This is a genomic window from Wolbachia endosymbiont (group B) of Ennomos erosarius, assembly GCF_964026905.1.
In the GTDB taxonomy this organism is placed as follows: Bacteria; Pseudomonadota; Alphaproteobacteria; order Rickettsiales; family Anaplasmataceae; genus Wolbachia.
In genome coordinates this window covers 109,192-122,591 of sequence record NZ_OZ034708.1, presented here as the reverse complement: position 1 = coordinate 122,591, position 13,400 = coordinate 109,192, and the positions used below count along the sequence as shown (strand labels likewise).

Genomic DNA, 13,400 nt, shown 5'->3' with positions numbered 1-13,400 from the left:
TCTTACCAAAAAAATAACCTATTCTTTGATGTTATAAAAAATTTTTATGTTTGCAATATCTTTTATAACTGATAAACTACAGTAAAGTTTTCTACTGCCCTAGCTGGCTAGCGTTACGTGCTAAACAATTAACAATTCAAAAATGCTAGAAGAAACAACAAAAAATTTGCTTATTGTAGAAGTAAATAAACTCTTACCCGAAAATAGCGAGAATAAGCTTATATCAGCTATGCGTTATATACTCCTTGCTCCTGCAAAACATATACGCTCCTTTTTAGTCGTAGCTTCATCGCGAGTGTTTAACGCGGAAGCTAAAAAAGTAATATCAGTTGCTGCAGCAATTGAATTTGTTCATGCTTACTCTCTAATTCACGATGATTTGCCGTGCATGGACAACAGTGATACTCGCAGAAGCCAGCTAAGCTGCCATAAAAAATTTGATGAAGCAACAGCAGTGCTTGCCGGAGATGCACTACTTACTCTGGCTTTTGAGGTATTATCTTCGTTAAATGAGAAACGCTGTGAGATCATAAAAGTGCTCTCTCAAGCAATAGGAATTAGGGGAATGGTGGGAGGACAGGCTTTAGATATTAACAGTGAGCATATAGATTTTAGACCCCAACCCTCTGTCATTCAAGTAGCGGACACTGGGATCCAGAAGGCTTTGCCTACAAGCATTTCGTGCAAAAAGCCATGCGATGGTGGAGCTGAACATGAAATGGATTCCAGTGTCCGCTACTTGCATGACACCCTTTCTACCTTAAAACCACAACATTCGTACAGCTGTATGTATAACGCTGGAATGACGTCGGGCCAAGCTGATAAAATAAAAGAAATTCATTTGATGAAAACCGCAAAATTATTTGCAGCTTCATGCGAAATAGGCGCTATAATAGGGAATGCTACAGACAAGCAACGTAAAGCGTTATATAACTACGGGATAAACCTAGGGCTTATCTTTCAAGCTAAGGATGATATTGAAGACTACGAACAAGATAAAACAAATAATCTAATGTCTGTCCTTGGTAAAAGTGAAGTAGAGGACTATATAGACGGCCTCTTTAAACAAGGCTTGGATAATTTGAGTGCGCTTTCAGGGGATACTAATTATTTATATGATTTATTGAATCAAGTAAAGAAAGATGGTTAGAAAAATTATATTACAAATGCTTATTTCCGTAGTAATGATTCTCACTTTAACTTCTGCTTTTGTGTTTACTATTGTCTATATAAACAAAGGTAAACCGGAAAAAAAGGACAAGCTTTATGAGATAAATGCCACGCATGGTGGCTTGATACAGACGATAGCACATTACCTAGTGAAGCCAATACTTGAATCAGCACTTGACCGCTATATTGAAAAGCATGGGCTAACAGAATATTTAGAAGAAATAACGCAGCAAAAGGAAGAAGATTCAATAAATTTTTATGAAATTACTAAAGGTAATGGCAGTAAGGCTTTCTGTGGCCTGGAAGTCCTACTGCAAATATATAAAATTTCTAATAATAACTTAGCAACACTCCCTAGCAAAGTTTCTGATGTTACTTTGAAAATAGGTCAAGATGACCTAAAAGAAGTGGGTTTAGGGGTGATAGGTATGAAAGAAGGCGGAGAGCGTGTAGTTACTATTGCTAATGATAATAAAATGAATTTTAATTCTTATTACGTCAAACTGATCGAAGTAAAGGATAAATATCCCGACTCAGTAAATAATCTGATGGTTTTTAATGACTTAATTAACAAGACTGGAAAACAAGTAAGGTGCGGTGATGAGATATCGGTTAAATATAGCGTAAAGGAGCATAATGGAAAATATATAGTCAAAGATCAAACAGTGCAATTCAAAGTTGGTAACAAAGAAATACCACTTGCTATAGAGTTTGGTGTTGTGGGAATGAGAGCTGGTAATAAAAGAACTATTCTTTCTCCGCCTGACCTTTTGACTATTACTGACGATATGTTAATAAAAGACATAGATTATGATGAAGAAAATATCTCAATAATTGACTTAAGATTAGATGTTAAGCAAGAGGTCGCAACACACCATTCTACTGTTGAAAAACAGCCTAAAGAATATAGCTGAAATTTTAGGTCTACTGGCTGATCTTCTGAACAGTCTCTAACTGCTTAAAATAGGCTTCTCGTTTTTCCTAAAGTATAAACTTAGATAAATCAAGCTGCTTCGAAATCGACTCAAGTTTATCTTTTACATACTTGCTGTCTATAATGAATTTTTCGCTATTTTTCTCAGAAGCAATGAAACTTATTTCGTCTAAAAGCTTCTCCATGACAGTGTGAAGCCTTCTTGCGCCTATATTTTCCACTTGCCTATTAACTGTAAACGCTATTTCAGCTATGGTTTTTATACCATCATCAGTGAACTCAAGCGTCACATTTTCTGTTTTCATTAAAGCTATGTACTGCTTTAACAAACTAGATTCTGGTTCCTTTAATATTCTTATTAAATCCTCTTGAGTAAGTGCCTTAAGTTCTACCCTGATCGGTAATCTGCCCTGCAATTCCGGTAAGAGGTCAGATGGTTTAGACTGATGAAAAGCACCAGATGCAATAAATAATATATAGTCTGTTTTTACATGGCCATACTTAGTTGTAACAGTTGTTCCTTCAAGTAGTGGTAACAGATCGCGTTGCACTCCTTCTCTGTTTACTTCACCTTTTATTTCTGTACGCGCTGCAATTTTGTCTATTTCATCCAAAAATACTATACCATCGTTACTAACAAGATCAATGGCTTCTTTGATTATCTTATCTTCATCCATTAGCTTTTCACTTTCTTCATTAATTAATATTTCACGCGCTTCTTTTACCTTCACCGTAATAGTTTTTGTTTTTTTGCTCCCGTTAAACATCTTGCCCATTATTTCTGTTACATTCATCACACCAACTTGCCCACCTGGCATGCCTGGTATATCGAAAGTAGGCAACATACTCTTGCTCTCTCTGACGTTAATGGAAACTTCTCCGTTCTCAAACTCTTTATTTCTTAATCTTTCTCTAAAGATTCTTTTACTCTCTCCGGTTGCATCTTCGCCTACCATAGAGTTTACTATTATTTTCTCAGCTAAATCTAAAGCCTTTTCAGCTAAGGCTTTACAGGCTTTCTCTTTAACTAAAACTATTGCTGCATCAACTAAATCGCGTATTATCGAATCAACGTCACGTCCAACGTACCCTATTTCAGTAAACTTCGTTGCCTCAATTTTTATGAATGGTGCACCGGCAAGTTTTGCTAAGCGACGAGCTATTTCAGTTTTACCAACCCCTGTATGACCGATCATCAATATATTCTTAGGTATGATTTCATCACGCAATGGAAATGGAACCTGATTGCGACGCCAACGATTTCTGAGCGCAATAGCAACAGCACGCTTTGCATCATCCTGTCCGATTATGAATCTGTCCAATTCTTTAACTATCTTCTGTGGTGGCAGGTCATCTAACAAAACTTGAGTACTGTCATTAACTTGAACATCGCTGTCATTTGAATCAAAACCACTCTTAGTATCTTTATAGAGGCCATCTTTTTCATCGTAGGTGTCACTACTACAAGACCGCCCTTCTGAAAGGGTTATAGGCTGATTGGAAAAATTAGTGCACAAAGTTTCTTGTTCAGAAGACATATCACTCCTCTATTTTTTCAATAATTACATTATGATTTGTATAAACACATATATCAGCAGCTATCTTCATAGCCTTTTTCGCAATTTCCTCTATTGATATTCCTTTAATGTCAATTAAAGCTCTTGCTGCAGATAGAGCAAAATTTCCCCCAGAGCCAATAGCTGCGATTCCATCTTCAGGTTCAAGAACATCACCTGTTCCCGTAATTACTAATGAAATAGATTTATCTGCAACGATCATCATAGCTTCTAATTTTCTCAGATATTTATCCATTCTCCAGTCTTTTGCAAGTTCAACACATGCTCTCATTAATTGCCCTGGGTGCTTGTCAAGTTTAGATTCTAGTCTTTCAAAGAGAGTAAATGCATCAGCTGTTGCTCCAGCAAACCCAGCAATTACAGAATCACCAGAGAGACGCCTAACTTTTTTTGCTCCGGATTTTATAACAGTGTGGCACATTGAAACCTGTCCATCACCTATTACTACTACGCTTTTATCTTTTCTAATTGACAGTATAGTAGTTCCATACATTTTATTGTTATCGTGTTGAATCATTTTTCTATCACTTTAAATAAGAATCTCATTATACTTTAATCTTTAGTCAAATTTGCTAAATATGTTTAATTATAGCTTATAATATAATACCTTCCTTATAACATTTAAAGTGCAGATGCAAAACATAATTCACCCAGATTTGGAAAAAAGTATAAATAATTGGTTCGAAGCAAAACTTAACGGCCTTACATTACCATTTTATAGCTCTATAGATCTTAGAAACTCTGGTTACAAAATTGCCCCAGTGGACGCTAATTTATTTCCTGCGGGGTTCAATAACTTAAGTGAAGAATCAAGAACGATGGCAGCAAGATTGATAGAAAGCTACTTTAAAAGACATCAATACAAAAAGGTTCTTATAATACCGGAAAATTATACACGCAATAAAATGTATATAGAAAACGTATTTGTTATAGAGAAAGTACTGCAACTCGCAGGTTTTGAGACTAGAATTGGCCTTTTACATAGTGAAGTATACAATTTAATAGAACAGTATGAAACTGTTGTGAAAGAAAACTCTCTGCTGAAGACAACTTCAGGATTTGTGCCTGATGTTATTATACTGAACCGTGATATGACGAGCCACATTCCAGACACGCTAAAAGACGTAAAGCAAGATATAGTACCAAGCCCACTATACGGTTGGCATAGCAGGCAGAAATTTAAGTATTTTGAAATCTATCAAGAATTAGCGTCCGAGTTTTGTAGCGAATTTAAAATTGACCCATGGCTAATTTCTGTGCTTACAGAGAGCTGTGATGGAGTTGATTTTGATGATGATTCATCACTAAAAACAGTAGCGGCTAAAGTTGACCAAATATTGTCTCTAGTGCAAAAGAAATATGAGGAATATGAAATAAAAACACAACCTTACGTTTTTATCAAAGCAAGCAATGGCACATATGGGATGGGTATTATAACAGCAACAAGTGGTGAAGAAATATTAAACCTCAATAAAAAAAAGCGTCATAAAATGAAAAAGATAAAAGAAGGAATAGCAATCAATAGCGTTATTATACAAGAAGGTGTACCAACCATTGACGTATTTAAAAGCAGTTCTGCAGAACCGCTAATATACTATATAGGAGATACTCCAACATGTTACTTATACCGATGTAATAGCAGGAAAGATGTATATTCCAGCTTAAACTCCATTGATTGCGAATTTCATGACGTTAGCAAAATAGTGGAAGAAAAACCTCTAGCACTTTGGAACATAGTTAGTAAATTAGCAGTGCTAGCATTGGCAGTAGAAATAAAATCTTTTCACCTCTAACCCTTACATTCCCACAGCGTTGCCATCGGGCAGATCATTACCATCATTACCGGGCTGAATATGGTTATGGCCAGCATTATTAAGTTCAGTAGAAGGGTCATCGTTGATAGGTTGGCTAAATAGTTTGTCAAGCTGAAGTACTAGGAATACTGCGCTATATATTATGCTAACTGTTACGCTTAAGTTGAAATTATAGATTATACCATTACCTAAGTTTATTGGTATGGTTGCAGTCTCCATTCTTTTTAATATGAAGTTTAACAAACCTAATGACAAAGTTAATGTGCTGATAATAAGGTCCTTCTTACATTCAGCAGATTTTTCAGGATCCTTATTATCTAGGTATTTTCTCCATGAATAATAGTAACTTATAGGTTCCGAAATAAACAGAAATAGGATCGTTGATGTTAAGTGAATGTGACTTATTACGTCTGCATTACCCCTAGTAAAAAAATGGATGACTTTCAACATCATCAATGCTTCTATGATGCTGCTTGCAAGACTAGCCGATTTACCCACAACTTTTGCCAGCTCTTTTTTACTCTCAGGGTTTCTGTAATCCTTAATTAGATCCTGTAGAGTAAATGCAGAATGGGCAATATATAGAATAGATGTCGGAAACTTCATTAGTCGAGCAACATCCCGTATAAGAAAGATATTGGATCTATTATTGTCAATGAACTCGCAGCAAAATTGCAGTGAAATCTTACACAATAGGGCTGTTAAAGCTGTTGTGATGCAGATTACCTTCCTGAAATCATGATTATAAGCATCATGTACCCTTTGTGTGAACGTGCTCGATTTCTTTTTTAGCTTGCTTGGCATAAAATAGTTAATAAAACAATAACTTTCTTTTATTCTATCACATAAAAGCCTTAAAGAAAAGTCCTATAAATCAGGACTTTAAGGGTGATTTATGCACAAATCAGCCAAGCATTTAATAAACAAGGGATCGATACTGAGAGTTGGCACGCGAAAGTAATATCCATCCTTGATAATTGCTTTATATTCTACATCAAGTTCCACAAGTGTTTCTGAATGCTCAGAAACAAAAGATATAGGTGATAAAACTACAGGTACACCATCAGCTTTTGCACGTGATAGCTCACTTTCAGTGCTTGGCTCTAGCCATTTTACAGGACCAATCTTACTCTGATAACATATTGACCAATCTAAGTTATTGATAGCTAACTTTTCTACTATTAACTCTACGCTTCTTTCTACCTGTGAAGCGTAAGGGTCGCCTTTTTTAATAATACTAAGAGGTAAGCTATGGGCTGAAAATAGGACTCTTGGCTTATCGATTCTGCTGGCTAATTTGTAATGCTTAGCTATTAAATTAGCGTGAGCTTCAATAAAGTCTTCGTTATTATAATAATGGTGAATTATTTTTATATTGCACTTTAGACCATGGTTTTTAGCATTTTTTTGCCAATTTTCGATGGATGACAGAGTTGTGGTAGTTGAATATTGTGGATACAGTGGCAGTAGAATTACTTCGTCAGGATCAAACTGTTTTACACTTTTAATAACTTCGTCAGCAAATGGATGCCAATAGCGCATGCAAATGAATACCTTGTATACATGGTTTCTATCTTCATTTAATTTTAGTTCTAAAGCATTAACTTGTGCTTTCGTATTATTCAAAATCGGCGATTTATCTCCAATTTCTTCGTATATTTTTCGTGCAGTATTTTCTCGTTTCGCAGATATAAACTTTGCTAAAAGAAACCGAAAAGGGTTTGGTAGACTGATTATTCTCCTGTCATAAAAAAGATTGAATAAAAAAGGACGGACCGCATTCAGTGAATCAGGTCCACCAAGATTAAATAAAATGACTGCCTTTTTCACCTATCCACTACTACAACAAGTTACTTCTGGGGTGCCTATAAAATTAGCTACACACTCATCAAATTTAGTTATAGGCACTAAATTTCTTGTACTTGCATACAATAAATGGCCAGATCTTCGCACGTTACTCATGGTGGATGTGAAGCTTTTTTTATCAAAAACCGCGTCAACACAAAAACTTGGCACTGCTTCAAGAAGTTCAACAGCAGCTAAAGATAGCATTATACAACTTTGAAGAACCTTCACAAGAACCTTTAGGGGAAAAAGTGAAACTTTAACTAAAAGAGAGGTGCTACTTGTTTCATCCAGTAGTCGCCCTGAGTTAGGCGAATTATACTCAATATGCTTTCTATTTTGATCAAAGATAGGAAATTTTATAGTATTTTTCTTAAATTGCCCATCTATTTCTTGTGTACTATGTTTGGTCCATTTTTCTAGTGACCACTCACGCACGTGAAAAGTTCTTACAAAAAAGCATGTTGTAACCATCAATGCAGCACATATAAGCGCACACTGCATAAGACTTATACTACCTACCATAGCTGGCAGCGCAAAACAAACAAATGGTACTATGATAGCCATTTCAAGAAACGGAATAGTGTTCTTTTCCATCGCAAAAATAGCACCTTCTCTTAGAAGCTTGTGTTGCTGGTTAGAGTTTTTTTCTTCTTTGTGCTTTTGCTCCATTTCTTGTGTAGCAAAACTACCATCTGTATCCTCAGCAAGTGCAAGCTTGGAAGCCTGTATGTTGTTACATCTTTCAATATTTTCCTTTTGTTGTACATGAGCAGATGAAGTGCATTTATATATGCTATATTCTAAATAGCTTAAAAATGCCAAATTAAAAGTCAGAAACCCTTTTGTTCCACAAAAAATTGATGACTTAAGATTATTTGCTAGTTTTTTACGACAGTAACCCATGCAATACATCCTTGATGATTTATTCTTGACTATAAATAAAAAACCTCTTTGATGAAACAAAAATTTATAATAAAGTAAATCTATAAACATACTATCCTACATAAGGAAATATATGACAATTGAGAGAACACTTTCGATATTAAAACCTGATGCAGTAAAAAATAATATTACAGGCAAGGTAAATTCATACATTGAAAGCTCTGTGCTGAAAATTATAGCACAAAAAATGATGTTACTGACAAAAAAACAAGCAGAGCTGTTTTATGAAATTCATAAAGATAGGCCTTTTTTTGGGGAATTGGTAGAGTTTATGACTTCTGGTCCTGTGATAGTTCAAGTTTTAGTTGGTGAAAATGCAGTAAGTAAATACAGACAAATCATGGGAGCTACCGATCCAAAGCAGGCAGATAAAGGTACAATCAGAGGTGATTTTGCTGATGATATTAGTGAAAATAGAGTACACGGTTCGGATAGTCTAGAAAATGCTCGTAAGGAAATAGCTTTCTTTTTTGCTGAATGTGAGTTGGTGTAGTTAATTCAACTCAGATTTTTCTATATATAACTAAATTTTCTGGATCCTATGTCGTAACCGTTCAGACAATGCGTCAACTTAAGGGAAAATATCAGTGATTGTGTGTAAAATTTCTCTCTAAATTTTTTATCATTAAATTATCCAAAGAGTGCAAGAAACAGCACTTTTATTTCTATTTTATTGCAACAAAAAAGTTTAAAATGTGTCCTTTTTAGACGAGACGTGCAGAAAGGAAAAAATCTTATTTTACAAATTAAAAATACAATATACTCAAAAACTTTTCAGAAAATCCATAGGAGGGTTTGCTAATGAAGGCTCTTAAGTTGACGCCATTGGCTGAACGGTTATGCTCAATTTAGAAAATCTTAAACCGCCAAAATTTCTCTTGGCCTTTACTAATTCCGATTCTCGGAGTGCACACATAATCCGGGTTGAGGTGAGATTCATAAACACAAAATTTGTGGCTTATAGTAAGGTCTAGTTTGTTGTGTTCTTTTGTAATATTTAATCTTTTACACAATATTCCTGGCCCACCTAAATTTGCCTCAAGCGGTTCAATGAGCTTTAATCCCCGTATTAACACTGCTGCTGGGAACCCTTCTGCTTCTGTTACAATATTTAGACAATAGTACATCCCATATATAAAATATACGTACGAAAACCCCGGCATACCAAACATTACTGAGGTTCGATTAGTATAGCCTCTTGCTGCATGACAAGCTGGGTCACTCATTCCTATATAGGCTTCAACTTCGGTTATTATTCCACTAAAGTTAGAAAATTTGAGGACTTTTCCCAATAACTCTCCAGCTACAGTTAAGGTCGGCCGCTCGTAGAAATTTCTTGGCAGTATTACATTGCTCATTATAAACGCGAATTCTGGATTAAGGAAGGAAGAAAGTATAGGAAATAGAAGGCTTTTTGGATTTGATGGAATAGGAAATGAGAGTAGAAAAGATATGAACCAAAAAATTAACAGGGGATCTATGGCGAGTGTGTTCAATTTCTAGTCTATTTTTTAGGTAACCAAAAACAGTCTCAATGATAGACCTTTTTCTCAGTAAAATCTTCTCATTTAGCGAAATCAATGCATTTTTCATACCTTTTTTCACCTTGGTAACAAGTTTCAAACCTCGGTCAAACAGCTTCTGAAAAAGCTCTTTTGCAATATAACCTTTGTCACCAAACAAAAGGCCGGTTAATTTTTCCGTCAGATTTGGCACAGGTATCCTATCATCAACATTGCCTTTTGTTAGCGTAAGTGAATGAATTTCACCATTTTCATTGATTACCATATGTAATTTGAAACCAAAAAACCAGCCGTAAGTACTCTTGCTTAATTTTGCAATTCCAGCAAAAACTTTGTTTTTGGATATTCTTTTTGCATGACAAACTGCAATGGGGTTGTGTCTATATATGAAATTCCAGTGTTTTCTGACTGTCCACAAAGCCAATGCAACAACATTGCTAAATGCCACAAAACCCTAGGCTTTAGAGCAACAAACCTGGTATATGAAGGCAACTTTGGAAACTCTGATTTGTAGAGCAACGTTAGGTAATGTAGATAGAAAGTTTTGAAATTTTTACACGGAGATTGTTGATATAGCAGGATTATTGTCATGATTTCGGAGTGCTCAATTTCCGTTGTTCTTGTGGGTTTTTTACCATTTGGCAGTAGTTTACCTGCAAAATTTTTCTCTATATCTCTGCAAAAATCATCGACCAAACAAAACAGTTTTGTTATATCTTCCATGGTTAACCTCATCTATTTTTTTATAACTGCTGAGTTTACCCTGTTTTCTTGCCTTTTCTATTCTCCTTTAATCCAGAATTCGCGTTAAAAAATAGACTAGAAATTGAACACACTCGCCATAGATCCCCTGTTAATTTTTTGGTTCATATCTTTTCTACTCTCATTTCCTATTCCATCAAATCCAAAAAGCCTTCTATTTCCTATACTTTCTTCCTTCCTTAATCCAGAATTCGCGTTATAAGAGTATAAGTTACTTGCAGATGCAAGCAACTTATACTGAATTTTCACTACTTTACCTATTGTGAGCAGCAGAAGCTTGATGTTTTCGCGTTATGCTCACATCTGTTGCACTTGTGAAGATTGTGGCAAAACTTTTACTACTTCAGAGCCTTGTTGTAATTGTGTTTGTGGCAATTGTGATACTAACGCTTCATGTAAAGGCTTTGCTTCATATTGCCTTCCTATTTTTAGATTATTTGCAGCCAATTGCTCTTTAGTAACACCGTTACTCTCAATAAGTTCTACGGAGCCATTATCATAAATGTTAATTTTAATATTACATTCCTTTCCTTCAACATGCCACTTCAGAGTCATCTCATATGACCCATTTGCCACTTCGTAAATTTTTGTTCCATGTTCGTCAATTCGGAGACGTATCCCTCTTTTTTCGCTTGGAGGTAGTAACAATGTAAATGCTTTTATGTTATATTGTTTGCACACATCACTATTTAAAAATTTAGCTATATTTATCCCTTCTTGTATATTGTCTAGCATAACTCTTGCAGTAAGTTCAGGCTTACCTGGCTTTCTACCTGTTCTAAGATTTACTGCTTTATAGTGAGGAAAATGTTTCTTTACTTCACTAATAACTTCGTCAAGAACTTTGCCTACAACATACTTACCCCTATGCTCATTTTGTCCTTCTTTGTCAGTTTTAGCAGCAGAAAAGAATTTACGTCTTGTTTCTTCATCATCAAGATCTATAACTTTACTACAGTCACGTGTATCTTTGGTACCTGTAAACGGCCTCTCGCCTGGTGCAAGTTTGGGCGCATTATCAGGAAGTCCTTTTTCCACTGCATAAGAATCATCACTTACACTTTGATCAGGAAAAGTTTCAATTGTTGATTTAGGTACATTTTTAGTATCCGAAATTGGATGATTATCAGAAGGACTGATATTTAAATTAGAAGAAGTTCCAATCAAAGATACAGTTTCAGTGCTATTAGTTAACATATATGTCTCCATTATTCTTAATATATAAATATTAGCATATAGATATCATGCCGATTAATCAATATAAATTATGATGTTTAATGTTGAAAGCTCAAATACTCCTTTGCTTGGTCGGTTAGAACGCGTCCTCTTGGTGTGCGCTTTACAAAACTAATTTTGATTAAATAAGGTTCTACTGTTTCTTCAATATTGCCAACATCCTCAGATAGTGCAATAGATATAGTGTCAATTCCAACAGGTCCTGAGGTGTTGAATAAAAATCTTAGATAATGCATATCAAGTTTATTAAGTCCCATTTTATCTACACCCAATTTTAGCAATACAGAATCAGCGACTTCATAAGTGATTTTTTTATCATCTTTCACTTCAACAAAATCCCTTATCCTTCTGAGTAACCTCAAAGCAATTCTTGGAGTACCGCGCGCACGGCAGGCAATTTCCCGCGCAGCACCATCTTCAATTTCAGCAGAAAGAACTCTTGCGCCTCTTTTTATAATATCGACTAGCTCCTCAAAAGAATAAAACTCAAGATGCAAAGGAATGCCAAAACGATCTCTGAGTGGCGCAGAAAGTAATCCAAGCCGTGTAGTTGCTCCAATTAGCGTAAATGGTGGTAGATCTATCCTTAAAGTGCGAGTAGATGGACCTTCACCTACTAATATGTCCAAGCAAAAATCTTCCATAGCAGTATATAAAACTTCTTCGATGCTGCGATTTAATCTATGGATTTCGTCGATAAATAGAACATCTTTTGCATTTAAAGTGGTAAGCACTGCAGCCAAGTCCCCAGCTTTACTAAGTAAAGGACCAGAAGTTGCGCGAAAGCTAACTCTTAATTCTTTAGAAACAATTTGTGCTAAAGTTGTTTTGCCAAGCCCTGGAGGACCGTACAATAAGACGTGATCTAAAGCTTCAGTTCTCGTCTGCGCAGCGTTTATAAACACTTTTAAATTTTGTATTAAGTCTTTTTGCCCGACAAAATCATCAAGTTGCTCAGGCCTGATGTTAATATTGCGCACATCTTCAGTATATTCTTTACCGCACGATATTGATTTCATAGTGTTTTAAGCGCCATGCGAATAATATCCTTAGTGTCCAGGTTTGACGGTTCGTCTTGTATTTTTTTTATCGTATCATAAGCTTTCATTTTTTCATACCCAAGATTGATCAATGCTGAAAGGGCATCTTCATTAATTGGATTAAAGTTATTGTTATTTATTTCTAGTTTACTTACTTTGCCACTCAATTCAGTGATGATTCGATTTATGAGTTTCAGGCCAAGTCCACTCATCTTGAGTGTTACTTTATCTTCATTCATAATTGCCAAAAATAGCTGTTCTGGAGTTAATTTACTCAAAATTGACATTGCAGTTTTATAGCTAACACCGCTTACTTTAACTAGCAACCTCAAGCACTGCTGTTCTTCTTTGCTTATAAAACCATATAGCTGAGTAGTGTTTTCTCTGTTATTTGCATAGGTTTCGATAAGTAATTTGATTCTACTTCCAATTGCACAAGCACTTAAAGTTTTGGCTGAAAGATACACCATATAGCCAACATCATTCACATTCAGGATTATGTGATCGCTGCGCACTTCATCAACTATTCCGCTTAGATTTCCTATCATTTTTAA

The 13,400-nt window shown here is 35.4% G+C and carries 13 protein-coding genes and 2 pseudogenes; 5 read left to right on the top strand and 10 right to left on the bottom strand.

All coding sequences use genetic code 11. The features are described 5' to 3' along the window. Window positions 1-142: 142 nt before the first annotated feature. Together AAGD95_RS00615 and AAGD95_RS00610 are read left to right on the top strand one after the other, a co-directional pair. Window positions 143-1,150, top strand: coding sequence for a polyprenyl synthetase family protein (locus AAGD95_RS00615; protein WP_341818565.1), 1,008 nt, complete (start codon window positions 143-145; stop codon window positions 1,148-1,150). Beyond that, a complete protein-coding gene (locus AAGD95_RS00610) occupies window positions 1,143-2,084 on the top strand; it encodes an FKBP-type peptidyl-prolyl cis-trans isomerase (RefSeq protein ID WP_341818564.1) in 942 nt (313 codons plus the stop codon). Before AAGD95_RS00615 ends, AAGD95_RS00610 begins: the two co-directional genes overlap by 8 nt. A 67-nt stretch (window positions 2,085-2,151) precedes the next feature. On the opposite strand, the gene hslU is transcribed toward AAGD95_RS00610, so the two are convergent. Both hslU and hslV read right to left on the bottom strand, forming a co-directional pair. Continuing rightward, window positions 2,152-3,642 carry an ATP-dependent protease ATPase subunit HslU gene (hslU, locus tag AAGD95_RS00605; RefSeq protein ID WP_265034692.1) on the bottom strand — a complete coding sequence of 497 codons (1,491 nt, stop codon included), beginning with the start codon at window positions 3,640-3,642 and terminating at the stop codon, window positions 2,152-2,154. 1 nt (window position 3,643) lies between these two features. Further along, a complete protein-coding gene (hslV, locus tag AAGD95_RS00600) occupies window positions 3,644-4,198 on the bottom strand; it encodes an ATP-dependent protease subunit HslV (RefSeq protein WP_265026236.1) in 555 nt (184 codons plus the stop codon). A gap of 115 nt (window positions 4,199-4,313) precedes the next feature. Here hslV and gshA point away from each other — a divergent pair, with 115 nt between their 5' ends. Beyond that, on the top strand, window positions 4,314-5,474 hold the full coding sequence (gene gshA / locus AAGD95_RS00595) for a glutamate--cysteine ligase (protein WP_341818863.1): 1,161 nt from the start codon (window positions 4,314-4,316) through the stop codon (window positions 5,472-5,474). Between the two features lie 3 nt (window positions 5,475-5,477). Here the strand turns inward: gshA and AAGD95_RS00590 are convergent, their stop codons facing one another. The 3 genes from AAGD95_RS00590 to AAGD95_RS00580 all read right to left on the bottom strand — a co-directional run bounded on the left by AAGD95_RS00590 (window position 5,478) and on the right by AAGD95_RS00580 (window position 8,246). Then, complete coding sequence (locus AAGD95_RS00590; RefSeq protein WP_341818563.1) at window positions 5,478-6,299, bottom strand: hypothetical protein; 822 nt, start codon at window positions 6,297-6,299, stop codon at window positions 5,478-5,480. A gap of 78 nt (window positions 6,300-6,377) precedes the next feature. Beyond that, window positions 6,378-7,325, bottom strand: coding sequence for a ferrochelatase (gene hemH / locus AAGD95_RS00585; RefSeq protein WP_341818562.1), 948 nt, complete (start codon window positions 7,323-7,325; stop codon window positions 6,378-6,380). Further along, window positions 7,326-8,246 carry a hypothetical protein gene (locus tag AAGD95_RS00580; protein WP_341818862.1) on the bottom strand — a complete coding sequence of 307 codons (921 nt, stop codon included), beginning with the start codon at window positions 8,244-8,246 and terminating at the stop codon, window positions 7,326-7,328. 112 nt (window positions 8,247-8,358) lie between these two features. Between AAGD95_RS00580 and ndk the strand changes: the two genes are divergently transcribed. Then, window positions 8,359-8,778: a nucleoside-diphosphate kinase gene (ndk, locus tag AAGD95_RS00575; protein WP_341818561.1), complete on the top strand. Its 420-nt coding sequence runs from the start codon at window positions 8,359-8,361 to the stop codon at window positions 8,776-8,778. 355 nt (window positions 8,779-9,133) lie between these two features. Here ndk and AAGD95_RS00570 read toward each other — a convergent pair whose 3' ends face one another. After that, a complete protein-coding gene (locus tag AAGD95_RS00570; protein WP_265026230.1) occupies window positions 9,134-9,643 on the bottom strand; it encodes a DNA-3-methyladenine glycosylase in 510 nt (169 codons plus the stop codon). 19 nt (window positions 9,644-9,662) lie between these two features. Continuing rightward, a pseudogene (locus AAGD95_RS00565) lies at window positions 9,663-10,531 on the bottom strand (IS982 family transposase). A gap of 81 nt (window positions 10,532-10,612) precedes the next feature. Between AAGD95_RS00565 and AAGD95_RS06430 the strand changes: the two are divergent. Further along, window positions 10,613-10,753: pseudogene (locus AAGD95_RS06430) on the top strand (IS982 family transposase); the annotation flags it as partial. A gap of 114 nt (window positions 10,754-10,867) precedes the next feature. Here the strand turns inward: AAGD95_RS06430 and AAGD95_RS00555 are convergent. The 3 genes from AAGD95_RS00555 to ruvA form a co-directional block, all read right to left on the bottom strand. Next, window positions 10,868-11,767 (bottom strand): hypothetical protein, encoded by a 900-nt coding sequence (locus AAGD95_RS00555; protein WP_341818559.1) that lies wholly within the window; start codon window positions 11,765-11,767, stop codon window positions 10,868-10,870. Between the two features lie 77 nt (window positions 11,768-11,844). Next, entirely contained in the window at window positions 11,845-12,825 is a 981-nt protein-coding gene (gene ruvB / locus AAGD95_RS00550) for a Holliday junction branch migration DNA helicase RuvB (protein WP_341818558.1), read from the bottom strand. Further along, on the bottom strand, window positions 12,822-13,394 hold the full coding sequence (gene ruvA / locus AAGD95_RS00545) for a Holliday junction branch migration protein RuvA (RefSeq protein WP_341818557.1): 573 nt from the start codon (window positions 13,392-13,394) through the stop codon (window positions 12,822-12,824). The genes ruvB and ruvA overlap by 4 nt, the downstream gene beginning before the upstream one ends. Window positions 13,395-13,400: the final 6 nt, after the last annotated feature.

Coding starts and splice junctions, on each gene's coding strand:
- AAGD95_RS00590 (WP_341818563.1), bottom strand. CDS start 6,299: ATGCCAAGCAAGCTAAAAAAGAAATCGAGCACGTTCACACAAAGGGTA.
- ruvA (WP_341818557.1), bottom strand. CDS start 13,394: ATGATAGGAAATCTAAGCGGAATAGTTGATGAAGTGCGCAGCGATCAC.
- AAGD95_RS00615 (WP_341818565.1), top strand. CDS start 143: ATGCTAGAAGAAACAACAAAAAATTTGCTTATTGTAGAAGTAAATAAA.
- AAGD95_RS00555 (WP_341818559.1), bottom strand. CDS start 11,767: ATGTTAACTAATAGCACTGAAACTGTATCTTTGATTGGAACTTCTTCT.
- AAGD95_RS00570 (WP_265026230.1), bottom strand. CDS start 9,643: ATGAGCAATGTAATACTGCCAAGAAATTTCTACGAGCGGCCGACCTTA.
- gshA (WP_341818863.1), top strand. CDS start 4,314: ATGCAAAACATAATTCACCCAGATTTGGAAAAAAGTATAAATAATTGG.
- AAGD95_RS00580 (WP_341818862.1), bottom strand. CDS start 8,246: ATGGGTTACTGTCGTAAAAAACTAGCAAATAATCTTAAGTCATCAATT.
- AAGD95_RS00610 (WP_341818564.1), top strand. CDS start 1,143: ATGGTTAGAAAAATTATATTACAAATGCTTATTTCCGTAGTAATGATT.
- ndk (WP_341818561.1), top strand. CDS start 8,359: ATGACAATTGAGAGAACACTTTCGATATTAAAACCTGATGCAGTAAAA.
- hslV (WP_265026236.1), bottom strand. CDS start 4,198: ATGATTCAACACGATAACAATAAAATGTATGGAACTACTATACTGTCA.
- ruvB (WP_341818558.1), bottom strand. CDS start 12,825: ATGAAATCAATATCGTGCGGTAAAGAATATACTGAAGATGTGCGCAAT.
- hslU (WP_265034692.1), bottom strand. CDS start 3,642: ATGTCTTCTGAACAAGAAACTTTGTGCACTAATTTTTCCAATCAGCCT.